Below are 24857 nucleotides of genomic sequence, written 5' to 3' on the forward strand. Positions count from 1 at the left end.
AACGGGAGAGGGGCGATGCTGGTCCTGGTGACCCGACCGCGCGAGCAGGGGGAGAAGACGGCGCGGCTGCTGGCGACGATGGGCCACGAGGCGATCGTCGAGCCGGTGCTGGAGATCCGGCCTCTGCCCGTGCCGAAGCTCGACCTCGCCGGGATCGCCGCGGTCGCGATCACGAGCGCCAACGCGGCGCACGCGCTCGCGGCCCTGCCCGAGGACCTGCCGGTCTTCGCCGTCGGCGGCGCCACCGCTGCCGCCGCCAGAGCCGCGGGCGACCGCGCGATCCGGGTGGCACGGGGCGACGGGCGCGCGCTCGCGGCCTTGATCGCGCAGGCGCTCCCGCCCGAGAGCGGCGCCATCCTGCACCTTTCCGGTGCCGAGGTCGGCGAGGGTCTCGCGGAAGACCTGGCAGCGGCCGGCTTCGCCTGCCGCCGTGCGGTCGTCTACGAGGCCGTGCCGACCCGTGGCCCGATGTCGGAAACCGAGGCGGCGCTACGCGACGGTCGCCTCGGCGCCATCCTGTTCTATTCGCCGCGCACGGCCCGGCTCTGGGCCGAAGCCGCGACCCGGACGGGCCTCGCGGGCCGTCTTCGGCCCGTCGTCGCCGTCTGCCTGAGCGAGGCCGTGGCCGTCCCCTTGCGCACCCTGCCCTTCCGGGAGATCCGGGTCGCGGCGGCGCCGGACCAGGCCGTGCTTTTGGGTTGCCTTGAAGCACCGCAGTGAAGATGGTAGCCGACGGTCGCCATCGGCAGCCCGATGGCCGACGGCGTGCCGACCGGCCGGATCGTCACCGGCAAGGGCGTTCGCCTGAAGAAGACACATAGGGAGAGCTCGCCAGATGGCGCGCGGCAGGAACAACGACCGCTCGAGATCGGCCGCCCCATCCGGGCGGAGCAGGCCGGCCGATCCTTCCGGCCATGGGAGCGCGCCCGAGAACGAGGCGAAGGGGCGCCGGGTCGAGCTCGCCCGGTACGAGACGGTCGAGTTCGAGGAGATCGACGAGCCGGGCGGTGCTGGTGGCGTGCGTGCCCGGACTGCGCCCGCTGCCGGCGCCGACGATGTGGCTGCGGACAGGAGGAACCATGCGATGAGCCAGCCCGAAGACACGAGTCCGGCCACCCCGACCGCGGCGGAGGGTGGCTCCTCGCCCGATCTGCGGGCTGCAGATAGCACCGCGCCGCGTCGCCGCGGCGGCACCGGCTTCCTCGCTGGCCTCATCGGCGGCCTGCTCGGCACCGCCGCCGTCCTCGCCGGCGGCGGCTGGTACGCGTACGAGTACGGGCCCCTGAAGCCGGCGCTCGGTCGGTTCGAGGCGGCCGAAACCGCGGCCCGCAACGCCGAGGCCGGCGTCGGTCGGCTCGGCGACCAGCTCGGCCAGCTCCGCGGCGATCTCGACGGGCTGAAGACGGCGCTCCAGGGCACCAACGCCGATCTGCAGAAAACGAACGCCGCGATCGCGGCCCTGAACGATCGTGTCGCGGCTTCGGAGAAGGCCACGAGCGACCTCGCCGCCGCGTCCGAGAAGGCGCGCAGCGATCTCGCCGCCACGGTCGAGCAGGCGAGCACCAGCTTCCGCAAGGCGAGCGAGGAGGTGATCGGCCGGCTCGAGGCCGTGAACGCCAAGCTGGTCGAGGTCGAGCAGCACCAGCCGGCGGACGTCGTCGACAAGGGCACGGTCGCCGCCGTGGCGCAGAAGCAGGCCGCCATCGACCAGTCGCAGGCGAAGCTCGAGGGCGCTCTCTCGCGCCTCGAGCAGCTCGTGGCGCAGGGACTCGAGGCCGGCAACCAGCAGGCGGCGGCGCTCAGGACCGTGGTGGACGCCACCCGCTCGCGCCTCGACGAGCTGGTCGCGGGCCAGCGCGAGCTGATGGCCCTCAAGGACCAGATGGCGCAGCAGGGTGAGGCGATCCGGAAGAACCAGGCGGCATTCGAGGAGCTGGGCCAGCGGATCGCGGCCGTGCGCGGCGATCTCGAGCGGCAGCTCCGCGACGTGACCGACCACCTGACGACGCTCGACGCCCAGCGCGAGCGCAGCGTGGGCCTCTCGATCGCCGTGCACGACATCGAAACGGCGATCCAGAACGGTCAGCCCTTCGAGCCGGCGCTCGAGACCCTGACCCAGCTCGGCCAAGGCGACGACGTGGTCGCTGCGGCGATCCGGAAGCTGCAGCCGGTGGCCGACAGCGGTGTCGTGAGTTCGGCCGAACTCGCGAGGCGCCTGGCCGAAATCGAGGCGAAGCTGAAGCCCACGCCCAAGGAGCAGCCCAAGGACTGGCTGGAGCGGACGCGCCAGAACCTCACGGGCCTCGTCAGCATTCATCCCGAGGGCGAGGAGGCCGTGCCCGGCCTGAACGCGGTTCGGGCCGCGACCCGAGCGCTGGAGGCGCAGGACCTGCCGGGTGCCGTGAGCGCGCTCGAGCCGCTGGCACAAGCGGGCAACCGGGACGCCGTCGCGTGGATCGACGCGGCGCGCCAGCGGCTCGCGGCGCGCGAGGCGCTGGAAGCGCTGCAGCAGCACGTCAAGACGCTGCTGGCGCAGCAGGGCTGAGCCCGAGACAAGCGGAGGAAACGACCATCATGCTTCGCCTCGTCCTCTTCCTCGCGGTCTCGGCCGTGCTCGCCTGGGCAGCGGTCTGGGTCGCCGAGCATCCCGGTACGGTCACGGTCCAGTGGCTGGGCCAGGAGCTGATCTTGAACGTCGGCACGGTGCTAGCGCTCACCCTCGTCTTCATCGCCGTCGTCATCGTCCTGTTCGAGCTTCTGCGCTGGCTCGTAGGCCTGCCGTCGCGCTGGCGGATCTCGCGCAGCCGCCGGCGCGAGCTGCGCGGCTACCGGGCTCTCACGCAAGGCCTCATGGCGGCTGCCGCCGGCGACCTGCGCGGGGCCCGCATCCATGCGCGCGAGGCCGAGCGTTGCCTGCCCGCCAATGCCGGACTTCTCCTGCTCGAAGCGCAGACCGCTCAGCTCGAGGGCCGGGAAGAGGTGGCGCATCTCAGGTTCCGCCAGATGCTCGAGCGGCGCGACGGCGAGTTCGTGGGCCTGCGTGGCCTCCTCGGCCAGACCATGAAGGCCGGCGACTTCGACGAGGCGCTGGAGCTCGCCCGGCGCGCCTACCGACGCAGCCCGACCACGCCCTGGGTGCTCACGACCCTGTTCGATCTTCTGACCCGCGCCGAGAAGTGGGACGAGGCGCTCTCGCTCTTAAGCGAGATGCAGACCCAGAAGCTGCTCGACGAGGGCGAGGCGCGCCGCAAGCGCGGCATCCTGCACCATCTCCTGGCCGGCCGCCTGCGGCAGCAGGACCGGAACGCCGAGGCCCTGTCCCAGGCCAGAAAGGCGGTCAGGGCCTGCCCGAGCTTCGCCCCGGCGGCCGTGCTCGCGGCCGAGCTCGCGATGCAGCAGGGCCGGCGGCGGCTCGCGCTCTCGATGCTGGAGGAGTGCTGGCGGATCGAGCCCCATCCCGAGGTCGGGCGCGCCTATGCCCAGCTCGATCCCAGCGAGACCCCGGCCCAGCGTCTGCAGCGGGTCGATACCCGCCTCGCCCCGCTCAACCGCGACCACGTCGAGACGCTGATCCTGCAGGCCGAGCTCGCCATGCAGGCGCATCAGTGGGACGTGGCGCGCAGCCGGCTCGAGACGGCGCTGACCAAGGAGCACACCGCCCGCGTCTACCGCCTGCTCGCCGAGCTCGAGCGCTCGGCGCACGGCAACAACGCGCGGGCGCAGGAGTGGCTGGTCAAGGCGATCGACGCCCAGCCCGACAAGGCGTGGATCTGCGAGGACACCGGCGAGGTCCTGCCGGCCTGGCAGCCGTTCGGGCCGAGCGGCCGGTTCGATGCCGTGCACTGGGGCACGCCGCCACGCGTGGCGACGCTCCTGGGCACGGAGCAGACGACCTACATCGTGCCGCACGAGGAGACGACGCCGGCGGCTCCCGAGACCAAGCCGGAACGGGAGGCCACCCGTCCGGCCAAGCCCGAGGCGAGCTCCGAGGCGATCCGGGCCGCCACCGCGGGCTGAGACGCATCGGACAGGATCGAGCCGATACGCCGGGCCGCTCGAAAGAGCATGCCCGGCGCTTTCTTTTCGGAGAGCCGGGCGGGCGACATCGACCCGATCGAGACCATGCTTGCCGGCAATCGGCGGGCTCGTTAGGGTCGGCCACCGAACGCCGGACGGCAAGCCGCAACCGGCGGTACCGAGGACCAGGGAGGTCATCATGAAGAGGCTCGTCGCGGCGCTGCTTGGCGCCGTCGCTGCGCTGGCGGTCTCGCCCGCACCCGAAGCAAAGGCGCAAGGCTCCTGCACCATCGCCCTGATTCCGGGGCTCACCACCGACGCCTTCTACATCACCATGCGCAAGGGCGCCGAGATGGCCGCGAAGGCAGTCGGCTGCCAGCTCCTGTTCCAGGGCGGACCCGAGTTCAACCCGACCGTGCAGGTGCCGGTGCTGCAGGCGGTGATCGCGAGAAAGCCCGGCGCCATCCTGATCGCCCCTACCGACAAGCAGCAGCTCATAGCCCCCCTGAAGCAGGCGCATGATGCCGGCATCCCGGTGATCACGGTCGACACCTTCATCGACGACGGCAAGTACCAGGACGGACAGGGCAACGGCGATTTCCCGCTCGCCTACATCGCCACCGACAACGTCATGGGCGGCTACATGGCCGGCGAGGCGCTGGCCAAGGCGATCGGCGAGAAGGGCAAGGTCTACGTCAGCAACGTCAAGCCCGGCATCTCGACCACGGACCAGCGGGAGGAGGGCTTCAAGCTCGCGATGAAGAACCATCCCGGCATCACCGTGCTCGAGACCCAGTTCAACGAGGACGACGCCAACAAGGCGGCGGCGCAGGTCCAGGCGGTCTACGCCCGCAACCCCGACCTCGCCGGCGTGTTCGGTGCCAACCTGTTCTCGGCCATCGGTGCTGCCGACGGTGTGAAGGCGCTCGGCAAGACCGGCCAGATCCGTGTGGTCGCCTTCGACGCGCCGAGCCGGATCGTGGGCGATCTCAAATCCGGCGTCATCGACATGGCGGTGGCGCAGCACCCGGCCGAGATCGGCTATTACGGTGTGATGACCGCGTTCGCCGTCATCAACGGCCAGTCCGTGCCGCCACACATCGGCACCGGCAGCACGATCATGACCAAGGCCAACATCGACGATCCCGCGATCGCGAAGTTCGTCTATTCCGACTGACCTCCCATGAGGGGTGCCGGGGTCGGCTTCCCGGCACCCTGCGGTGATCCATGCCCCCCTCCACCTCCACCATCGCCGCGACCGGCGCGGATACCGAGCCCAGGCGCCACCCGGCGCTCGCTTTCCTGATGGCGGCCTGGCCCTGGCTGTTCCTCGTCCTCCTGCTCGCCTTCTTCGAGCTCTGGGCGCGCGCGGCCTTTTCCACCTCGTTCCTGCTCAATCCCTACAACCTGAAGAGCATCGCCCTCTTCGCCGCCCTGCCGCTCCTTCTGGGCCTGGGCCAGACCTTCGTCATCATCGCGGGCGGCATCGACCTTTCGGTCGGCTTCGTCATGGGCCTCGCCGCCGTCGTCATGGCGCGGGCGATGCAGGTCCTCACCCCCGTCGACCCGGCGCTCGCCCTGGCTGCGGGCCTGATCGCCGCCTTCGCGGCCGGGATCGTGCCGGGCCTCATCAACGGCACGCTGATCTCGCGCCTCGGCGTTCCCGCCTTCATCGGCACGCTCGGCATGTACGGCGTCGCGCGCGGTGTCGGCTTCCTCTCGGCCGGCGGCACCACGGTGCCGGTCAACAACCCGCTCCTGTTCGTCATGGGCAACGGCACCGTGCTCGGCATTCCGATCCCGGTCCTGGTCACGGTGCTGGTGGTGCTCGGGATGCACTGGACGCTCGGCCAGACCCGCTTCGGCCAGTACACCTACGCCATCGGCGGCAACCGCACCGCCGCCATCCGTGCCGGCATCAACGTCCGCCGGCACACGCTCTATCTCTACATGATCTCGAGCGCCTGTGCCGCCGTCGCCGGCATGCTCTACACCGCCCGCTTCTCGGCCGGCGCCGCCCAGGCCGGCGAGCCCTTGCTGCTCGATTCCATCGCCGCCGTCGTCATCGGCGGGGCGTCGCTGTTCGGCGGCTCCGGCACCATCGCCGGCACCGTCATCGGGGCGCTGATCATCGCTGTCATCCAGTACGGCCTCGTCTTCATCAATGTCGAGCCGTTCTGGCAGTTCGTCGCCGTCGGCATCGTCATCATCGTCTCGGTGCTGATCGACCAGTCGCGCCACCGGCTCACCGGCGAGAAGAAGGAGGAAGGCTGATGGCGCAGCCCATCCTGCGCTGTGTCGAGGTCAGCAAGCGCTTCGGCGGCGTGCACGCGCTGGAGCGCGTCTCCTTCGAGCTGCATCGCGGCGAGGTCCTGGCCTTGGCCGGCGACAACGGGGCCGGCAAGTCCACCCTCATCAAGACGATCTCGGGCGTGCACCAGCCGGACGAGGGCGAGATCCTCTACGACGGCGAGCCCGTGCGCTTTGCCAACCCGAGAGCCGCGCGCGAGCGGGGGATCGAGACCATCTACCAGGATCTGGCGCTGGCCGATAATCTCGACGTCGGCGAGAACGTGTTCCTGGGCCGCGAGCCCGAGACGCGCTTTCTGGGCCTCCTGCCGCGCCTGGATCGCGCCGCCATGCGCCGCGCCGCGCACGAGGTTCTGGAGACGCTCGACATCGACATTCCGGCCAGAAAGCTGAACCAGCCCGTCCGCAACCTCTCGGGCGGGCAGCGCCAGGCCGTGGCGATCGGGCGCGCCATCTACTGGAAGGCCGAGCTTTTGATCATGGACGAGCCGACCGCGGCCTTGGGCGTGCCCGAGCAGCGGAAAGTCCGCGAGCTCATTCAGCGCCTGAAGCGGCAGAACGTCGCCATCATCTTCATCAGCCACAATCTCCAGGACATCTTCGCCGTCGCCGACCGCATCCTGGTGCTGCGCCGTGGCATCAAGGCCGGCGAGCGCCGCCCGCACGAGACCAGCGGCGACGAGATCGTGAAGCTCATGGTGGGCGGCTAGGGCCCGCCGCAGCCGTCCTCGTGCATCGTCCCGATCCGGCGGCGGAGCTGGCGGAGCAGCAGCGCGTTCGGGCAGAACGCGCTGGGCCGTTCCTTCCTCCCGGCCGCCTCGGCGAGGAAACGGCGACAGCGCCCGACCTCGGTGCAGGCGGCACAGCGCGCTTCGGCGGTCAGCAGCTCGAGCGGGAACAGACGCTGCATGCGCGCATGGCTCAGCCCGAAGCGGCGCAGCATCGCCGTGAGATAGGCATCCACGCGCGTGCCTATCCAGCGGGCCGTTGCAGTGTCGGCCCCGAGGGCCCGAACACGACGCTCGAGATCCCAGCCGGACGATAGCGATACGCCGGACGGGACAGGCTTCTGCATGAGCCGGACTCCCCCCTGACCGTGACAGCCCGTCATGCTCGCCCGAAGGGCGGCCGCATGCCTTGATCCATGTCAAAGGCACGCCGGTTCCCGGAGTCTTTTCCCGACCGGTGCGATGCAGCTCCGATGGCGCAGGCCATGAGACGTCCGTTCACGCCGATTATTCCTGCTGTCGCAACACTTGGTTTTCGGTAATATGAAAAATTAGACGCAGCCCATGATCGGGCCCGAGGGCTGCCGGCACGTCGCCGTCCGGGATCGGGCGACGGCGGGGCCGGTTCGGACCGATGGTGGAGCTCCGCCGCTTGCAAGGCGCTCGTGCCTGGGGGGCCCGCTATGGCGGCAGCGAATGGTCGTGCCGGCGGATCGGTTCTTCGCTACAAGGCTCGCGAGGCGGTCGCGGTCTTCGACGATCACGACGGCCTCGTCGCTGCCATCGAGGATCTGGAGCTCGCCGGCTTCGACCGGGCCCAGATCAACCTGATCTCGAGCTGGAAAGGCGTCGAGCGGAGGCTCGGCCACACGGTGGCCGACATCCGCGAGCTCGAGCACGAAGCACGCATACCGCTCGGCACCTGGGTCGACCGCCACGAGCTGGCGGAAGGCAAGGCCGCCCTCGTCGCGGGTCTGGCCTATGTCGGCAGTTTCGCCGCGATCGGCACGGTGGTCGCGGCCGGCGGCGAGCTTCCGGCGGTGGTCGCGGCCACGGCGGCCGCGGGCGGTGCCGGCGGTGCCTTGGGCGTCTGGCTCGCCCGCTTCATCGGTCGCCGCCGGGCGCGCGCGATCGAGATGCAGCTCCTGCACGGCGGGCTCCTGCTCTGGGTGGAGACGCATGGACCGGAGCAGGAGCGGACGGCGCTCGGCATCCTCGAGCGCCACGCGGCCCGGAACGTGCACCTGCACGACGTGACGCGCTCCTGGAGCGCCGGGCAGGCACCGCTCCGCAGCCGGTGGGCGGCCCCTTCCCTGCCGAGATAGGGACCAGAACACCGCCTGAAGATCGTTGTTCCCGCAGCCTTCGAGGCAAGGATGAACCAGGAATGGCTATAGCGCTCGTACTGGCCCTCGTGGTGATCGGCTCGGTGCTGTTCCACTTCCTGAGCCCGTGGTGGTGGACGCCGATCGCCTCGAACTGGGCGTACATCGACCACACCATCGAGATCACGTTCTGGATCACCGGTGTGGTGTTCACGGCCGTTCTCCTGTTCATGGCCTACTGCGTCTACCGCTTCCGTCACCGCGAGGGCGTGCGGGCGGCCTACCAGCCGGAGAGCAAGCGGCTCGAGTGGTGGCTCGCGGTCGTGACCGGGGTGGGTGTCGCGGCCATGCTGGCACCTGGTCTCGTGGTCTGGCATCAGTTCGTCACGGTCCCGGCAGAGGCGTCCGAGATCGAGGTCGTGGGCCAGCAATGGCAGTGGAGCTTCCGCCTGCCGGGCAAGGACGGCCGGCTCGGCAGGGCCGATGTCGCGCATATCGGCTCCGACAACCCTTTGGGCCTCGACCCGGACGATCCGAACGGCCGGGACGACGTGGTGATCGAGGCCGACGACCTGCACCTGCCGGTCGGCAGGCCGGTCAAGGTGCTGCTGCGCGCGATCGACGTCCTGCACGATTTCTACGTGCCGCAGTTCCGCGCCAAGATGGACATGGTGCCGGGCGCCGTCACCTATTTCTGGCTCACGCCGACCCGGACCGGGACGTTCGAGGTGCTCTGCGCCGAGTATTGCGGCCTCGAGCATCCGCACATGCGCGGCCGGGTCGTGGTCGAGGAGGCGGCCGATTACCAGGCCTGGCTCGAGAAGCAGCGGACCTTCGCCCAGCTCTCGGGGCCGGGGCGAGCGAGCGGGCGAGCCGAGACCCGTCTCGGGCAAGGGGAGAAGAGCTGATGGGCGACATCGCACTGGGCGCCGCCGGCGCCGTCCCGCCTGCCGAAGTCGAGGACGTCGAGCTCTATCATCCGAAAAGCTGGGTGACGAAGTACGTCTTCTCGCAGGACGCCAAGGTCATCGCCGTCCAGTATTCGGTCACGGCTCTTGCGATCGGGTTCGTGGCCCTCGTCCTGTCGTGGCTGATGCGGCTGCAACTCGCCTTTCCGGGAACGTTCTCGCTCGTCTCGCCCGACGGCTATTACCAGTACATCACCATGCACGGCATGATCATGGTGGTCTACCTGCTCACGGCTCTCTTCCTCGGCGGCTTCGGCAACTACCTGATCCCGCTGATGGTGGGAGCGCGGGACATGGTGTTCCCCTACGTCAACATGCTGAGCTACTGGGTCTATCTTCTGGCCGTGCTGGTGCTGGCGGCGAGCTTCTTCGTGCCCGGTGGCCCCACGGGCGCCGGCTGGACCCTCTACCCGCCGCAGGCGATCCTTTCCGGCACGCCGGGGCAGGACTGGGGCATCATCCTGATGCTCTCCTCCCTGATCCTGTTCATCATCGGCTTCACCATGGGCGGCCTCAACTACGTCGTGACCGTGCTGCAGGGGCGCGCGCGCGGCATGACGCTGATGCGCCTGCCCTTGACGGTGTGGGGCATCATCACCGCCACGGTGATGGCGCTTTTGGCCTTCCCGGCTCTGTTCGTGGCGGCGGTGATGCTCTTGTGCGACCGCCTTCTGGGCACGAGCTTCTTCATGCCGAGCATCGTCGCCATGGGCGAGCGCCTCGCCTACACCGGCGGCAGCCCGCTTCTGTTCCAGCATCTGTTCTGGTTCTTCGGCCACCCCGAGGTCTATATCGTGGCGCTGCCGGCCTTCGGCATCGTCTCCGATCTGATCGCCACGCACGCACGCCGGAACATCTTCGGCTACCGCATGATGGTGTGGGCGATCGTGGCGATCGGCGCCTTGAGCTTCATCGTCTGGGCGCACCACATGTACGTGAGCGGCATGTACCCCTATTTCGGGTTCTTCTTCGCCACCACCACGCTCATCATCGCCATCCCGACCGCGATCAAGGTCTACAACTGGATCCTGACCTTGTGGCGTGGCGACATCCATCTGACCGTGCCGATGCTGTTCGCGCTGGGCTTCATCGTCGCCTTCGTGAACGGCGGCCTCACCGGCCTGTTCCTCGGCAACGTGGTCGTCGATGTCCCGCTCTCGGACACCATGTTCGTCGTCGCCCACTTCCACATGGTGATGGGCATTGCCCCCATCCTCGTCATCTTCGGCGGTATCTATCACTGGTATCCGAAGGTCACCGGGCGGATGCTCGACGAGACGCTGGGCAAGTTCCACTTCTGGGTCACCTTCCTCGGCGCCTATGCGATCTTCTTCCCGATGCACTATCTGGGGCTCCTGGGCGTACCGCGCCGCTATTACGAGCTCGGCGAGACCGCCTTCGTCCCGCCCTCGGCCCACTCGCTCAACGTCTTCATCACCATCGCCGCGCTGATCGTCGGCTTCGCCCAGCTCGTGTTCCTGTTCAACCTGGTCTGGAGCCTGTTCAAAGGCCGGCCCGCCGGCCCCAACCCCTGGCGGGCGACCACGCTGGAATGGCAGACGCCCGAGACCCCGCCGGCGCACGGCAACTGGGGCAAGGAGCTGCCCGTCGTCTATCGCTGGGCCTATGATTACAGCGTGCCGGGTGCGGAGCAGGACTTCCTGCCGCAGAACCAGCCGCCGCTCGCAAGGGCCGCGGCACGGTGAGTGTCACCCTCCTGTTCCTCCTCGGGGTCGGGGCGATCATCGCCTGGTGGCTCTCGCAGCAGGGCCTCGCCACGAAGCCCTGGCTCGAGGAAGGGGCGCCGGCCGATCTCGCGGGCGCTGGCGCACCCTCGCTGCCGGCGGCGAAGCTGGGCCTGGGCGTGCTCCTCGCCGTCGCCGGCTCGCTGTTCGCGCTGTTCATCAGCGCCTATCACATGCGCATGCACATGGGCGACTGGAGCGCGCCGCCCGTGCCGAGGCTGCTCTGGCTCAACACGGGCGTTCTGGTCGCGAGCAGCGCGGCGCTGCAATGGTCGCTGGTTGCCGCGCGCCGGGAGCGGATCGACGAGACGCGGACCGGCCTGCTCGCCGGCGGCAGCCTGGCCCTCGCGTTCCTGGCCGGGCAGCTCCTGGCCTGGCGTCAGCTCGTTGCCGCCGGCTACTTTCTCGCCGCCAACCCGGCCAATTCCTTCTTCTATCTCGTCACCGCGGTGCACGGGCTGCACGTCCTGGGCGGCCTCGTCGCGCTCGGCGTGACCACGACCAGGGCATGGCGCCACGACGAGGCGGGCAAGGTGCGGCTGAGCGTGGATCTGTGCGCGCTCTACTGGCACTTTCTGCTCGTGGTCTGGCTCGCCCTGTTCGTGCTGCTGCTCAGCTAGGGAGGACGACGGCGATGGCTCGGCAGGCGCTCGTGGGCATGCAGGAGATGGCCGCCGCGCAGCCCTCGGGCTGGCGAGGCGTCGTCGCCGACTGGGCCTCGGACCAGCGGGCGTTCAAGAACGTGTCCTGGGGGAAGGCCATGATGTGGATCTTCCTCCTGAGCGACACCTTCGTCTTCAGCTGCTTCCTGCTCTCCTACATGACGGTGCGGTCGTCGACGACCGTGCCGTGGCCCAATCCCAGCGAGGTGTTCGCACTCGAGATCGGTGGCCGCAGCATCCCTCTCATCCTCATCGCCATCATGACCTTCGTCCTGATCAGCAGCAGCGGCACGATGGCGATGGCGGTCAATTTCGGCTATCGCCGCGACCGTGTCAGGACGGCGGCCCTCATGCTCGTGACCGCGGCCTTCGGCGCCACCTTCGTCGGCATGCAGGCCTTCGAGTGGACCAAGCTGATCATGGAAGGGGTGCGGCCCTGGGGCAATCCCTGGGGGGCTGCGCAGTTCGGCTCGTGCTTCTTCATGATCACAGGCTTTCACGGCACCCACGTCACGATCGGCGTGATCTTCCTGCTGGCGATCGCCCGCAAGGTATGGCGCGGCGACTTCGACCAGGAGCGGCCGGGCTTCTTCACCAGCCGCAAGGGACGCTACGAGATCGTCGAGATCATGGGCCTCTACTGGCACTTCGTCGATCTGGTCTGGGTGTTCATCTTTGCCTTCTTCTATCTGTGGTGAGGAGGAGCGGCATGGCGCACGCGACCACCCTGTCTGTCGGAGAGCGGACTCACGAGGAAGGGCAGCAGCACCCGATCAGGCTCTATCTCGTGGTCTGGGGATGGCTGTTCATCCTCAGCACGGGCTCCTATCTCGTCGACTATTTCGGCCTGCACGGCTATCTGCGCTGGTCCTTGATCCTTCTGTTCATGATCCTGAAGGCCGGCCTCATCGTCGCGGTCTTCATGCACATGGCCTGGGAGCGGCTGGCTCTCGTCTACGCCATCCTCGTTCCGCCGCTCGTGGTCTTGGTGTTCGTCGCGATCATGATGCTCGAGTCGGACTACACGCTCCTCACACGGCTCGTGTTCTTCGGCGGCGCATCCTAGCCGCGCCGGCAGCGTCCGCCGGGCGAAGGGCAAGAGAATCGGCCGGGCGAACGTTTCAACCTCGGCGCGGCGCCCGGGGTCGCTATGGCGTGCGGGACTCCTCGAAGCTCGTCGCTGCTCGAGGGTCGTCCCTGCGGATCGAAAGAGGCGGGCGGCAACGGTCCACCTGCGCCGCCCGCCTCTTGCCGGCTCGCGCCGGGCTCACTCGTCGAGGACGAAGGTGACCTGCATGTTGACCTGGTAGTGCTTGATCTTGCCGTCCTGCAGCGCCACGCGCTGCTCCTTGATCCAGGCGGAGGTGACGCCACGCAGGGTCTTCGTGGCGCGCTCCAGCCCCCTGCGGATGGCGTCCTCGAAGCTCTGCTCGGAGGTGGAAGAGATCTCGGTGACACGGGCGACGGACATGACTCTTCTCCCTGATCGACAGCTTCCGCCCGGCTCGGCCGGGCAAGAGGTCAGTTTAGCCGAAACCGGCTCTCGAGTACCACAGGACATTGCAGCACGAAGAGCTGCCGCTTCGGTCGCACCGGGGACCCGCCTTCCCCCAAGACCGGCGTGCACGGGAGCCGGCGCGGCGCACCGGCTCCCGCGGCCCGTGGATCAGGACACCACCACCTTGCGGTAGAGATGCCAGGTGGCGTGGCCGAGCACCGGCAGGACGATGATCAGGCCGAGCAATGCTGGGATCGAGCCGAGCACGAGGCCGAGCGCCACGATCAGGCCCCAGGCCGCCATCGGCACCGGGTTGGTGACGACGGCGCGGATCGAGGTCGCCATCGCCGTCCAGAGCCCGACATCGCGGTCGAGCAGCAGCGGGAACGACACGACGCTGATCATGAGCACGAGAAGCGCGAACAGGAAGCCCACGCCCACGCCGATGATCATGAGCGCCCAGCCTTCCCGTGCCGTGAACACGTCGTGGAAGAACGAGCTCAGGGAAGCCGGCGCCTCGGGGCCGAGGGTCGCGAGATAGATCGTGTTGGCGACCACGAGCCAGAGCAGGAAGATGCCGAGCAGGATGAGGGCCAGCACGATCATGGCACCGAGTGCCGGCGAGCGGACCACGCCGAAGGCATCGGCCCAGGTGCTCTCGAGCCCCTGCTCGTGCCGCCGGCTGATCTCGTAGAGGCCCACCGCGGCCGCGGGGCCGATCAGCGCGAAGCCGGACGCGAGCGGGAACAGGAGTGGCACCATCTCGTAGCCGAAAGCCAGCCGCCACAGGATCAAGCCCGCTATCGGATAGATGAGGCAGACGAAGATCACGTCGGTGCGATAGGCCATGAAGTCGTCGAGACCCTTGGCCAGGACGTCCTTGAGATCGGCCACCGTGATCCTCCGGACCTCGGGCAGTGCCGTAGATCGGACGACCTCGTCGCCTCGGACGTGCTGGCCCGCATGCGCCACCGCGAGGCTCGCGTTCTTGATCTGATCCGCGCTCCACTCGATCGGGTTTCGGATGTGATCGCTGGCGGCCATGGTCGCTTCTCCCGAACCGTTGGTTCAAGAGGTCGTAGGCCACCCCTCGGCTCGGCGGGTCCAGCCACCGGTCTCGGGAGAGCCCGACCCGCCGGACGGCGGGACGTGCTCCGATCCGCGGCCTACGTCCCCTCACCTCCCGGTGCCGGCCATCGGCATCGCCACCGGGGTATCGAAGCCCATCATACACGATCGGCCGCCCGTCGCACGCATCGAGGTGCAAGAGGCGATGGTTCCGCGAGCTGATGGCTCCGATCAGGATCGGCGGACGGAAGCGAGGGCAGCGAACACCTGCACGAGCGTCGCGATCTCGTCGCCGACGTCGAGCCGGCCGTCCTCGCAGACCGGCTCTTCCAGGCCCCCCGGGCCCGAAGCGGCGGCGGATGGCAGCCAGCGGCAGGAACTCCACCGTATAGCCGAAGGCGTCACCGACCGCACCGCCGCCTGCGAGCGGCACGGTCGCGATCTCGAGCGGGTGGGTGAGGCTGGTTCGGGCCATGGCGGTTTCTTGCGATGTGCGAGCGGAGAACAGACATCCGCACGGCAGCAGCCTGCTTTATCTCACCCACCGATATCAACACGAAAACGTAAAAGAAACCTCGAAGGCGCATCGGCAGCAATGCGTCTCGGACTCAGGCCTGCAGAAGATGCCGGGCGAACCAGTCCCTGGCGGCACCGGCAGCTTCGGCGAAGCCGTCGACATAAGCGTCGAAGTGGCCGCCTTTCAGGCAGACGAGCTGCTTCGGGTGCAGTGCCCGCTCGTAAGCTCCAAGCGCCTCGTCGGCCACGGTGAGATGATCGCCGAGCGCCACGACGAGCAGGAGCGGCGTGGGGCTGACGTGGGCGATGTAGGCGCCGGGCTCGTACTCCATGAACATCTCCACCGAGCGCAGCGTCACCTCGTTGCGCCAGGCAGGGGCGCGGGCCTCGTGGGTGGCCGTGAACCAGCGCCAGGAGTCGGGCGTCGGCAGGGCACAGACCGCAGCCGGGTCCTCGGCCACGACCGGGATCATGGCGGGCGCGGCACCCCGCATGCGGTCGCGGCGGTCGGCCGCGAAGGCCGCCTGGACGGCGGCGATCCGGTCGGCCCGGATCAGGCGGCGGGCGTTGGCGTGGCCGCTGATCAGCGGCACCTGCGAGACGAGGCACCGCACGCGCCGGTCGATGGCGCCCACCACGACGACGTGCCCGCCGCTGTAGCTCGAGCCCCAGATGCCGATGCGCTCGGGATCGGTCTCGTCCAGGGTCTCGGCGAAGGTGATCGCGTCGCGATAGTCGCGCACCTGCCGCCAGGGATCGATCTCCTGGCGCGGCTCGCCGTCCGAGGCGCCGAAGTTGCGGTTGTCGAAGACGAGGACGCCGAGGCCGGCCGCGGCGAAAGCTTCGGCGAACCGGTCGAGATACATCTCCTTCACGGCCGAGAAGCCGTGCGCCATGACGATGGTGGGCACCCTGCCGGCACGGCCGTCGGGCAGGTAGTGCCAGCCGCGGAGCGTGACGCCGTCTTCCGTCCGGAACGCGATGTCCTTGCGCATGTGTCGTCCTCCCTGGGCCCGCGCCGACGAGGCGGAGCCGCAGCGAGTGTAGCACACGGGCGCGGTGTGGGCGGCGTGGTGCTCAGCCGAGCACGAGCTTGCCCGCGAGGAGCCACATCGTAGCACCCACGCCGACGTCGAGCGCGCGCCAGGCGTTCGGACGCGCGAACCAGGGCGCCAGCAGGCGCGCACCGTAACCCAGCACGAAGAAGAACAGGAACGAGGCCGCGGCGGCGCCCGTGCCGAAAGCGACGCGCGCCGTGCCGGCGAAGCGGCTGGCGATGCCACCCAGGAGCACCACCGTATCGAGGTAGACGTGCGGGTTGAGCCAGGTGAAGGCGAGGCAGGTGGTGACGGCGGCGCGCAGCGAGCCGGCGGCCCGCTCGGCGGCGTGCAGGGCTTGGGGGTGCAGCGCCTCGCGGAAGCGGCCGAAGCCGTACCAGAGAAGGAAGGCGGCACCCAGCCAGGTCATGATCCGCGGCAGCACCGGCAGGCGCTCGATGAGAGCACCGAAGCCGGCGACCCCAGCCGCGATCAGGATGGCATCCGAGAGCGCGCACAGGCAGCAGATGACAAAGACGTGCCGCCGCAGCAGGCCCTGACGCAGCACGAACGCATTCTGGGCACCGATCGCCAGAATGAGGCTGAGGCCGAGGAAGAAGCCCTCGATGGCGGCATCGTGCACGTGTTCGCTCCTCGCCGAAGCGGCACCCGGCCGCCGCCGGCAGCATCTGGCGCCGCCGGCGGCGGCGCGCAAGAGGTCTTCGGCGAAAGCGCCTATCATCGCCGGGCACGGCTCAGCGGCGGCCCCAGAGCGCGTTGTACTTGGCCCAGGACAAGGGATTGTCGTCGGGCGGGGCTATCACGTGCGAGCCGGTCGGCAGGGCGCCGTTGAAGTAGGCCTCGTAGGCGATCGAGGCGGCATTGACCCGGAAGAACCGGAACATGTTCTCGACGAACAGCGGATTGTCGACGCCGGGCCTGGCGCAGGCATCGGTCGGACCGCCGATACCCCACTCGGGCACGGAGAGGCGCTTGCCCTTGGACCTGGCGTAGGCCAGCCACTTGCCGAGCCCGTACGGGCTGCCGGTCGTGGTGTTGTACGAGTTGTAGCGCTTGTCCCAGTCGGCCTGGGTCAAAGCCGGCGGGCAGCGGTCGTAGTACTGCACGCCGATCACGTCGACATACTCTGCACCGGGATAGGCCTGATCGACATGGTAAGGAAGCGAGCCGCGCGAACCCATGTTCCAATCGAAGGTGAAGAGCTGCCCCGGCACCGTGCGCAGGACTTGGACCCAGCGGCGGAAGCAGCCCTTGTAAGGGCCGGGGTCACCGGTGATGGACCAGGGAAAGCCGCCCATGCGGTTGGCCTCCCAGCCCAGCCGCAGGATGGCGTTGCCTGCGCCGACGGCGACGAGGTCCCGGCCGATCTCGCGGATGTGGGCGTCGAAGGCGCCGTTGGCGCACTGGGCGAGCTGGCCGCGCGCGCTCTCGGGCAGGAGACCCACCGCGACCACCGGATAGCCGCCCGCCGCGACCCAATCCCTCAACCAGGAGACCTGGGTCAGCTCCGCCCAGCCCTGGCGGATGGCGAGGAAGCCGGTGCGCACGTCGAGCCTGCGGCCGCGCCAGCTCTCGAGGTCGCTCGAGCCGCTGGAGGCACCCGACGCCCACGGCAGGCCGGAACGCTGGCCGCCCCAGGCGGCCTTGCGCAGCACCGGCGCCGTGCTCGTGGCCGTGGTCGTCAGGGCGACCATGGTCGGGGTCGGCCGGGCCACTGCCGGTGACTCGCTGCCGAGGAGCAGGCCTTCCGCTGCCGGCGACGTCATCGTCGCCGGCAGCGGATCGAGCAGACCCGGCACGTTCACCGGCGCCGCCCGCGTGGCGCCGGCGACGGTGGCCAGAGCCAGGCCCGATACGAGAGCAAGAGCACGACGGTGACCTCGCCAGCCGAGCTGACCTCCCCTGCGCACCATGCCTGTCATCGTTTCCGTCCCCATCGAAGCTATTGCGTTCCTGCTTGCCTCAGCAAGCGATCGCCATTCGCGCTAACTCAACTGCATGGTATGAGGGAGCAGATATTTCGCCTCTAGGTATAATTGGTCGCAGAGATTTCGACGCATGGCCGATATGGTAAAGTCATTTTCTGGTACGTTGCCCTTAACGGAAATCGCGAGACCAGCATCCGGGCATGGCCGCACGCTCGAGGTCGGGCGAGCGTAGCTGGCGAGCACAATGGCAGCGAGCCGCCGTTCCATGGAAACGACCGCCATGGCGCTTCTCGAGCCGAGACCGGGAAGACACCTTCAGCAGGAAGCCGATGGAACGGCAGGCTATATAACGAAAAATATATGTTATTTATAACATTGCTTGACTATTTTGTGTAAAAAGAGATGATCGCCCTGCCGGATGTGGGATAGACCATCCCACCTCTTTCGGCCGTGAATGGGCACGAGGATGCGCTTCTTCCCCATCTTCCTCGATCTCGAGCATCAGCCGGTGCTCGTGATCGGCGGCGGCGAGCAGGCCGCGCAGAAGGTCCGGCTCCTGCGCAGGACCGGCGCACGGATCACGGTGCTGGCGGAAGAGCCGGGCCCGGAGATCGCAGCGCTGGCCACGGCCGGCGATCTCGCCCTCGAGCGGCGCCGGGTGGCGGCGCGCGACCTCGTCGGCGTGCGGCTCGCCTACGTGGCGCTCGAGGACGGCGGCGAGGCCGCCCGCGCGGTGCAGATGGCGCGGGCCGCGGGCGTGCCGGTCAACGTCGTGGACCGGCAGGAGCTCTGCGATTTTCTCACGCCTGCCATCGTCGACCGCGATCCGGTCGTCGTCGCCATCGGCACCGAGGGGGCCGCCCCGGTGCTGGCGCGCCGGATCAAGGCGCAGCTCGAGGCGATGCTGCCGGCACGGCTGGGCGGGCTCGCCCGCTGGGCTGCCTCGCTGCGTGGCCGCGTGGCCGAGGCCATCCGGGCCGGAGCCGCACGCCGCCGGTTCTGGGACGGCTTCTTCGACGGGCCGATCGCACGCGCCTATCTGGCCGGCCGGCACGAAGCCGCCGCCCGTCTGGTCGAGACGGAGCTGGACGGCGCCGGCGCGGAGCCGGCACCTACGGGTTCCGTCACGCTGGTCGGCGCCGGTCCGGGCGACCCCGATCTTCTCACCTTCAAGGCGATGCGAGCACTCCAGACCGCGGACGTCATCGTCGTCGACCGGCTCGTGCCGCAGGCGATCCTCGACTGCGCCCGCCGCGACGCCGCGCGCATCCATGTCGGCAAGGCGCCGGGCAAGCCCTCGCCGAGCCAGTCGGCGATCAACGCCATCCTGGTGCGTGAGGCCGAGGCCGGCAAGCACGTGGTCCGGCTCAAGGGCGGCGATCCCTTCGTCTTCGGCCGCGGCGGCGAGGAGCTCGCCGCCCTCGCCGAGGCCGGCATCCCGGTCGAGGTGATCCCCGGCATCACTGCCGCCATCGGCTGCGCTGCAGCGGTCGGACTCGCTCTCACCGAGCGGGAGCAGCGTCGCAGCCTGACGCTGCTGACGGGCCGTGCCAGCGACGGCCCCGCCGAGCACGACTGGCAGGCCCTCGCCCGGCCCGGCCGGATGCTCGCGATCTACATGGGCACAGGCGCCGCCGGCCATGTCCAGAGCCGGCTCCTCGCCGGCGGAATCGATCCCGCCACGCCGGTCACGGTGGTCGAGAACGGCACACTGCCGGGGCAGAAGGTGGCGACGGGCGTCATCGTCGGCCTCGCCGAGCTCGTCATCGACGCCGGCATCAAGGGGCCGGCGATCATCTATGTCGGGGCGCATCCCTGCCCTGCCCGGACGGCAGCGGCGGGCGAGGAGCGAGGCCGTGCGGTCCGAGCCCTCGCGTCGTCCCGTCCGATCGGGGAGCAGGCGGCATGAGCGGCCTCTTCACGTCGGAGCGTGTGGTGCCGTTGCGGCCGGAGAGGGTGCTCGGGATCGTCGACGACCACCATCGGGAAGAGGCGGAGAGGTCGAGGATCACCATCCCTTACGGCACGTTGAGCGTGCGGCAGCTCATGGCGCTCGCCGAGATCGCCGAGCGGCACGGCGAGGGTCGCGCCCGGTTCACGGCCCGGCAGGACGTGCGGTTCGAGGCGGCGAGCCCCGCGGCAGCGCCGGCCATCCTCGCCGCGCTCGCCGAGGTCGGTCTGGGGCCTCTCGCGGCCGAAGGTGGCGACCTCCACGTCGTCACGACCGATCCCCATGCCGGCGCGGCCCATGGCGAGGTCGAGGACCCTCGCCCCTGGTGCGCGCTCGTGCGCCGGTGGCTCGCCGTCCAGCCGGCGCTCGCCCGGCTGCCGCGCGGGCTCCGGATCATGGTGACGGCGAGCCCGCTCCCGGCCGGCACGGCGATGCGGTCGCAGGATCTCGTCCTCGTTCTGAAGCGGGACGAGGCCGGTACATTGGGTTTCACGGCGCTCCTCGGCGGCACCTCGGGTGCGGGCGGCACGATCCGGGCTTTCCTTCCCGCCGACGAGCTGCTCGCCTATGCGGCCGCGCTCGTGCGGGTCTATGATCGCTTCACCCGATGGGGTCGGGATCACAAGGCGCGGATCAGAATTCTCGCCCATGAGCTGGGCGCCGCCGGGTTCGCCCGCCTGGTCGAGGCCGAGCACGCCGCGGGCGAGCCGGTCGGGAATCCCGCGCCATGGGCCGAGGAGCTGGCTCGCAGCCGTGACCGGTTCGCGCCGCCGCCCTGGGAGGCGCTTGCCGACGTCGATGCACTCCACGACCAGCGCGTGCTCGCGGTCGAGGCGTTCGGGCGCTGGGTGTGGCACAGCACAGCGCGCCACAAGGTGCCGGGCTACAGCATCGTCACGGTGCCGCTGCAGCCTGCGGGCGGCGTGCCCGGCGAAGCCACGGCCGAGGCGATGCGGGCGCTGGCCGAGCTGGCCGAGGAGTTCGGCCACGGCGAGCTCCGGGTGACGAGAGCGCGGAGCCTCGTCCTGCCGCACGTGCGCAAGCGCGACCTGTTCGCGATCTGGCACCTGCTCGACGATGTCGGCCTCGCCTCGCTCGATCGCGGGCCGATGGCGGAGACGGTGCGCCGGCGGGAGCTTCCGTCAGCCTGAGCCGCGGCGATCCGCTCTCCGGCGCGTGACAGGCGCGCCCGGGCGGTGCTGGCACCATCCCTCGGCAGAGGTGGCGGATGCCGACGTGACGGACGAAGGCGGGCGCGTGCGGTTGGCGCGGGAAGGTGCGGGCGCCTGCGGCGATCTCGGCACCATCCTGCCGCACGCGGTCGGTGCCATGACCGTGGCCGGCCTCTCGCCCACGGGCGTGCTGTTCGGTTTCGGCACCTTCCTCCTCGGCAGCGGCCTGTTCTACCGGCTGCCCATGGCCGTTCAGCCCATGAAGGCGGTCTCGGCCGTCATGCTGACCGGTGGCCTCGCACCCGGCGAGGTGGCGGCCGCCGGCATCGTCATCGGGGCCGTTCTCCTGGTTCTGGGTGCCATCGGCGCCATCGGGCGGCTGGCGCGGATGATTCCGCAGTCGGTGACGGCCGGGCTCCAGCTCGGGCTCGGTCTGTCGATGGCGATGCTCGGGCTCGGCCTCGTCCTGAAGACGCCCTGGCTGGGGTTGGGCTCGCTCGTGCTGCTCCTCCTGCTCATGCGGCCGAGGCGCTCCCCTCGGCACCTCTGATGCTGCTCGCGGCGACATTCGCGGCCTGGAGCACGGGCGAGGCAGCACCTCCTTCCTCCATCCACGTCGCGCTCACCCTTCCCGTCTTCTCCCTGCCCGACCCGGCCGAGTTCTGGCGCGGGCTCGCCCAAGGCGCCGTGCCGCAGCTTCCTTTGACCCCCACGAACGCCGTGCTCGTGACCGCCGCCCTGTGCCGCGCGCTCTACCCGGCGCAGGCCGCACGGGCGAGCGAGCGCAACCTCCTGCTCTCGACCGGTCTCGCCAACCTTCTCCTCGCCCCTTTCGGTGCCATGCCGATGTGCCACGGTGCCGGCGGGGTGCAGGCGCAGCACCGCTTCGGCGCCAGGACCGGGCTGGCGTCGATCGTGCTCGGCACGGTGCTCCTCGTGCTGGCGTTGGGCTTCTCCGGCAGCGCTGCCGCCCTTCTCGCCGCGATCCCGTCCGGCGCCGTGGGTGCCCTCCTTCTGGTCGCGGGCGGCGATCCCGCCCTCTCGCGCCGCCTGTTCGACGCGCGCCCGTCCTGCTGGCCGGTGATCGGCATCACCGCTGCGGCCACGCTCCTCGCCGACCCGGCCCTGGCCCTGGTCTCGGGCTGGCTCGCCGCGCAGATGCGCGCCGCCATCATCCGCGCAGCGGCAGTCCGACCGGGCTGACGCGTCAGCGTCCAGGGGCGTCTCGGCGATCCGTGGCCGGGAGAGCCTGCAGGTGAGCGCGGATGTGGCGCTTCCCTCGGAAGCATCCGTTCGACCTGAATTCCGCACCTGCGGAAAGCCCGTCGTCCCTGCTCACCCGATCACCCGGCCGAAGCGTCGCGGCACGATTGACGATCGGCCGTGGAGCGCCTAACCGTCCGGTCGATCGAGGCATGACGAGGGCGACGCATGGCCGACCCGGCGCTGTGCCCGAGCGACGAGGCGAGCGCTCCCGATGGGGCCGTGTCCGTCGAGCTCGAGCGGATCCTCGTCGACGGCATGAGGCTGCGGCTGGGCCATCGCGGCCCGCTGGCAGGAGCGGCCCGCGGCACGGTCGTCGTCCTGACCGGTCGGGCCGAGTTCATCGAGAAGTACGAGGAGACGATCGGCGAGCTCGCCACCGAAGGCTTCGCCGTCGCCGTGTTCGACTGGCGGGGCCAGGGCGGGTCGGATCGCTTCCTCGATCGCCGCCACCGCGGCCACGTCGTCCGGATCGAGGACTATCTCGCCGATCTCGCCGCCGTGCTCGAGCATCTCGAGCGGCGGCGGCTGCCGCGCCCGTTCCTGATGCTGGGCCACTCCATGGGCGGTCACGTCGGCCTGCGCTACTTGCGGCTCGAACCCGAGCGCTTCGCGGGTGCGGTGCTGTCGGCGCCGATGCTCGGCATCCGCCTGCCGATGCCGGCGGCCATAGCGCATGCGATCTGCACGGTCGCGATCCGGCTCGGCGCCGCGCACTGCTACGCGCCGGGGCAAGGCGATTTCCATCCCGAGCGCCTCGCCCGCGAGTTCCACCGGCTGACCTCCTGCGAGATGCGCTTTCAGGACCTGTGCCGGCGTCTCGAGCGCATGCCCGAGCTGGCGCTGGGCGGGGTGACCTATGGCTGGCTCGCCGCGAGCCTCCGCTCGATCGCGCTGCTCCGGCAGCCGGGCTTCGTCGAGGCGATCACCACGCCGGTGCTGGTCTGCCAGGCCGGCCGCGAGCGTATCGTCTCCAACCGCGCCATGACCGAGATCACGCGGCGCCTGCCGCGCGGGCGCCTTCTCGTCCTGCCCGAGGCCCGCCACGAACTCCTGCGCGAGCGCGACCCGATCCGGCAGCAGTTCCTGAAAGCGTTCGGCGCATTCGCCGACGAAGTCACGCGCCGGCGCTGACGGTCTCCGCGCCCATGCGGACGAGGCGGGCGGCCTCGGCCACGACCGCGTCGAACATCGCTTCGGTCAGAACGCCCGTGTTCACGTTGTAGCGCGAGGTGTGATAGCTCGCGACGAGCCTGCGGCCGTTCGGCAGGACGTGCACCGCGCCGTGCGCGAATGGATGGCGGACGGGCGCGACGCCCAGCGCCCGCAGTACCGATTCGTGCGCGATCCGGCCGAGGGTCAGGATCACCCGCGGCGGGACCGTCCCGCCGAGCTGACCTTCGAGGAAGCGCCGGCAGGTCGCGATCTCGGCCGGCGTGGGCTTGTTGGCCGGCGGCACGCAGCGCACGGCGTTGGTGACGCGGCAGTCGACGAGCTCGAACCCGTCGTCGACCCGTGCCGCGAACCGGCCTTTGGCGAAGCCGTGGCGCGTCAGTGCCGGGTAGAGCACCTCGCCGGCATAATCGCCCGTGAACGGCCGGCCAGTGCGGTTGGCACCGCGCAGGCCGGGTGCCAGGCCGACCACGAGAAGGCGCGCGTCCTCCGGCCCGAATGCGGGCACGGGCGCGTTGAACCAGCCCGGCTCGGCCGCGCGCTGGGCGTTGCGGAACGCCGCGAGCCTGGGGCAGAGCGGGCAGTCGTGATCGGGTTCGGGGCGGGCCGGATCAGTGGGCCTCGTCGTCAAACTCCACCTCGTCCTCGGGCAGCTCGTTGGCGGCCCGCGCCTCCTCTTGCCGCACCTGGTACTCGCGGGCGATCCGGCTCTGCAGGTCGGCGAGGTCGAGGAAGAAGTCCGCCTGCCGGCGCAGCTCGTCGGCCACCATGGGCGGCTGGGTGCGGATGGTGCTGATCACCGTGACCCTGACACCCCGGCGCTGCACCGCCTCGACCAGGCGGCGGAAGTCGCCATCGCCCGAAATCAGGACGATGTGGTTGACGTGCGTCGAGACCTCCATGACGTCGACGGCTATCTCGACGTCCATGTTGCCCTTATATTTCCGCCTTCCGGTAGATTGAGCGAACTCCTTCAGCGGCTTGGTCACCATCGTGTAGCCGTTGTAGTCCAGCCAATCGACCAGCGGTCTTATCGGGGAATATTCCTGTTCATCCAGGAGAGCGGTGTAGTAATAAGCGCGCAGGAACCGGCAGTCGGACGACAGGGTCTTGAGCAACCGCTTGTAATCGATATCGAAGCCGAGAGCTTTGGCAGCCTGATATAGATTGGCACCGTCGATGAAGACGGCCACCCGATCCTCGGGGTGGAATAGCCGCTCCGGGGCAGCTAGGCCCATTTCGATGAACTCCATGCCATCAAACGTAATCCAAAAGGACTAAGGACAAGTTAATCCCGCTCGTCAGCGGCCGCAACAGGCTGTTGACGCGAGCGCGTAGAAACAACGCCCGCGCGAGCGGGCAGGTATGATTACCTCCTGCGCTCCTCAACCGGCCGCAGGGTCGCCTCCGCGTGTCCGGATGCGCCTCCCCTTTTCCCGGCCGGCCGTCGTGACCATCTTCTGCCCGATGGGTTT

General features: G+C 69.6%; 25 protein-coding genes. 17 read left to right on the forward strand and 8 right to left on the reverse strand.

What is annotated here, in order from left to right; all coding sequences use genetic code 11:
• Nucleotides 1-15: 15 nt before the first annotated feature.
• From U1T56_RS10905 to U1T56_RS10930, 6 genes are all read left to right on the forward strand, one after another.
• Nucleotides 16-720 carry a uroporphyrinogen-III synthase gene (locus U1T56_RS10905; RefSeq protein WP_418159501.1) on the forward strand — a complete coding sequence of 235 codons (705 nt, stop codon included), beginning with the start codon at nt 16-18 and terminating at the stop codon, nt 718-720.
• A gap of 115 nt (nt 721-835) precedes the next feature.
• Nucleotides 836-2545: a COG4223 family protein gene (locus U1T56_RS10910; protein WP_418159502.1), complete on the forward strand. Its 1710-nt coding sequence runs from the start codon at nt 836-838 to the stop codon at nt 2543-2545.
• A gap of 29 nt (nt 2546-2574) precedes the next feature.
• Nucleotides 2575-4017 carry a heme biosynthesis protein HemY gene (locus tag U1T56_RS10915; protein WP_418159503.1) on the forward strand — a complete coding sequence of 481 codons (1443 nt, stop codon included), beginning with the start codon at nt 2575-2577 and terminating at the stop codon, nt 4015-4017.
• A 199-nt stretch (nt 4018-4216) separates the two neighbouring features.
• The gene (locus U1T56_RS10920; protein ID WP_418159504.1) at nt 4217-5194 is read left to right on the forward strand and encodes an ABC transporter substrate-binding protein; all 978 of its coding nucleotides are present in this window, start codon (nt 4217-4219) and stop codon (nt 5192-5194) included.
• 128 nt (nt 5195-5322) lie between these two features.
• Nucleotides 5323-6291, forward strand: a complete 969-nt coding sequence (locus tag U1T56_RS10925) for an ABC transporter permease subunit (RefSeq protein WP_418159580.1) — start codon at nt 5323-5325, stop codon at nt 6289-6291.
• On the forward strand, nt 6291-7037 hold the full coding sequence (locus tag U1T56_RS10930; RefSeq protein WP_418159505.1) for an ATP-binding cassette domain-containing protein: 747 nt from the start codon (nt 6291-6293) through the stop codon (nt 7035-7037). Before U1T56_RS10925 ends, U1T56_RS10930 begins: the two co-directional genes overlap by 1 nt.
• On the opposite strand, the gene U1T56_RS10935 is transcribed toward U1T56_RS10930, so the two are convergent.
• Nucleotides 7034-7291, reverse strand: a complete 258-nt coding sequence (locus tag U1T56_RS10935; RefSeq protein ID WP_418159506.1) for a DUF6455 family protein — start codon at nt 7289-7291, stop codon at nt 7034-7036. The genes U1T56_RS10930 and U1T56_RS10935 overlap by 4 nt on opposite strands.
• A gap of 447 nt (nt 7292-7738) precedes the next feature.
• Here U1T56_RS10935 and U1T56_RS10940 point away from each other — a divergent pair, with 447 nt between their 5' ends.
• The 6 genes from U1T56_RS10940 to U1T56_RS10965 all read left to right on the forward strand — a co-directional run bounded on the left by U1T56_RS10940 (nt 7739) and on the right by U1T56_RS10965 (nt 12821).
• Complete coding sequence (locus U1T56_RS10940) at nt 7739-8380, forward strand: hypothetical protein (protein WP_418159507.1); 642 nt, start codon at nt 7739-7741, stop codon at nt 8378-8380.
• Between the two features lie 62 nt (nt 8381-8442).
• A complete protein-coding gene (locus U1T56_RS10945) occupies nt 8443-9288 on the forward strand; it encodes a cytochrome c oxidase subunit II (RefSeq protein WP_418159508.1) in 846 nt (281 codons plus the stop codon).
• Complete coding sequence (locus U1T56_RS10950; protein ID WP_418159509.1) at nt 9288-11054, forward strand: cytochrome c oxidase subunit I; 1767 nt, start codon at nt 9288-9290, stop codon at nt 11052-11054. The genes U1T56_RS10945 and U1T56_RS10950 overlap by 1 nt, the downstream gene beginning before the upstream one ends.
• Nucleotides 11051-11713: a cytochrome c oxidase subunit 3 gene (locus tag U1T56_RS10955; RefSeq protein ID WP_418159510.1), complete on the forward strand. Its 663-nt coding sequence runs from the start codon at nt 11051-11053 to the stop codon at nt 11711-11713. The genes U1T56_RS10950 and U1T56_RS10955 overlap by 4 nt, the downstream gene beginning before the upstream one ends.
• Before the next feature lie 38 nt (nt 11714-11751).
• Entirely contained in the window at nt 11752-12453 is a 702-nt protein-coding gene (locus U1T56_RS10960) for a heme-copper oxidase subunit III family protein (protein WP_418159581.1), read from the forward strand.
• 11 nt (nt 12454-12464) lie between these two features.
• Nucleotides 12465-12821, forward strand: coding sequence for a cytochrome C oxidase subunit IV family protein (locus tag U1T56_RS10965; protein ID WP_418159511.1), 357 nt, complete (start codon nt 12465-12467; stop codon nt 12819-12821).
• A 201-nt stretch (nt 12822-13022) separates the two neighbouring features.
• Here U1T56_RS10965 and U1T56_RS10970 read toward each other — a convergent pair whose 3' ends face one another.
• The 5 genes from U1T56_RS10970 to U1T56_RS10990 form a co-directional block, all read right to left on the reverse strand.
• Entirely contained in the window at nt 13023-13226 is a 204-nt protein-coding gene (locus U1T56_RS10970) for a dodecin family protein (protein ID WP_418159512.1), read from the reverse strand.
• Between the two features lie 195 nt (nt 13227-13421).
• Entirely contained in the window at nt 13422-14297 is an 876-nt protein-coding gene (locus tag U1T56_RS10975) for a DUF2189 domain-containing protein (protein WP_418159513.1), read from the reverse strand.
• Between the two features lie 632 nt (nt 14298-14929).
• Nucleotides 14930-15832: an alpha/beta hydrolase gene (locus U1T56_RS10980; RefSeq protein WP_418159514.1), complete on the reverse strand. Its 903-nt coding sequence runs from the start codon at nt 15830-15832 to the stop codon at nt 14930-14932.
• Nucleotides 15833-15914: 82 nt separating this feature from the next.
• The gene (locus U1T56_RS10985; protein WP_418159515.1) at nt 15915-16517 is read right to left on the reverse strand and encodes a LysE/ArgO family amino acid transporter; all 603 of its coding nucleotides are present in this window, start codon (nt 16515-16517) and stop codon (nt 15915-15917) included.
• 112 nt (nt 16518-16629) lie between these two features.
• Entirely contained in the window at nt 16630-17808 is a 1179-nt protein-coding gene (locus tag U1T56_RS10990; RefSeq protein WP_418159516.1) for a glycoside hydrolase family 26 protein, read from the reverse strand.
• 481 nt (nt 17809-18289) lie between these two features.
• Between U1T56_RS10990 and cysG the strand changes: the two genes are divergently transcribed.
• The 5 genes from cysG to U1T56_RS11015 all read left to right on the forward strand — a co-directional run bounded on the left by cysG (nt 18290) and on the right by U1T56_RS11015 (nt 23343).
• Nucleotides 18290-19732 (forward strand): siroheme synthase CysG, encoded by a 1443-nt coding sequence (gene cysG / locus U1T56_RS10995; RefSeq protein WP_418159517.1) that lies wholly within the window; start codon nt 18290-18292, stop codon nt 19730-19732.
• Nucleotides 19729-20925, forward strand: a complete 1197-nt coding sequence (locus U1T56_RS11000) for a hypothetical protein (RefSeq protein WP_418159518.1) — start codon at nt 19729-19731, stop codon at nt 20923-20925. Before cysG ends, U1T56_RS11000 begins: the two co-directional genes overlap by 4 nt.
• Nucleotides 20926-21010: 85 nt before the next feature.
• Nucleotides 21011-21496 (forward strand): putative sulfate/molybdate transporter, encoded by a 486-nt coding sequence (locus U1T56_RS11005; protein WP_418159519.1) that lies wholly within the window; start codon nt 21011-21013, stop codon nt 21494-21496.
• The gene (locus U1T56_RS11010) at nt 21496-22149 is read left to right on the forward strand and encodes a putative sulfate/molybdate transporter (protein ID WP_418159520.1); all 654 of its coding nucleotides are present in this window, start codon (nt 21496-21498) and stop codon (nt 22147-22149) included. The genes U1T56_RS11005 and U1T56_RS11010 overlap by 1 nt, the downstream gene beginning before the upstream one ends.
• Before the next feature lie 228 nt (nt 22150-22377).
• The gene (locus U1T56_RS11015) at nt 22378-23343 is read left to right on the forward strand and encodes an alpha/beta fold hydrolase (protein ID WP_418159521.1); all 966 of its coding nucleotides are present in this window, start codon (nt 22378-22380) and stop codon (nt 23341-23343) included.
• On the opposite strand, the gene U1T56_RS11020 is transcribed toward U1T56_RS11015, so the two are convergent.
• The gene (locus tag U1T56_RS11020) at nt 23327-24013 is read right to left on the reverse strand and encodes a uracil-DNA glycosylase (RefSeq protein WP_418159522.1); all 687 of its coding nucleotides are present in this window, start codon (nt 24011-24013) and stop codon (nt 23327-23329) included. The genes U1T56_RS11015 and U1T56_RS11020 overlap by 17 nt on opposite strands.
• Nucleotides 23994-24620, reverse strand: a complete 627-nt coding sequence (locus tag U1T56_RS11025; RefSeq protein ID WP_418159523.1) for a LabA-like NYN domain-containing protein — start codon at nt 24618-24620, stop codon at nt 23994-23996. Before U1T56_RS11025 ends, U1T56_RS11020 begins: the two co-directional genes overlap by 20 nt.
• Between the last annotated feature and the right edge of the window lie 237 nt (nt 24621-24857).

It is taken from the genome of Benzoatithermus flavus (assembly GCF_037908215.1).
Taxonomy (GTDB): domain Bacteria; phylum Pseudomonadota; class Alphaproteobacteria; order Geminicoccales; family Geminicoccaceae; genus Benzoatithermus; species Benzoatithermus flavus.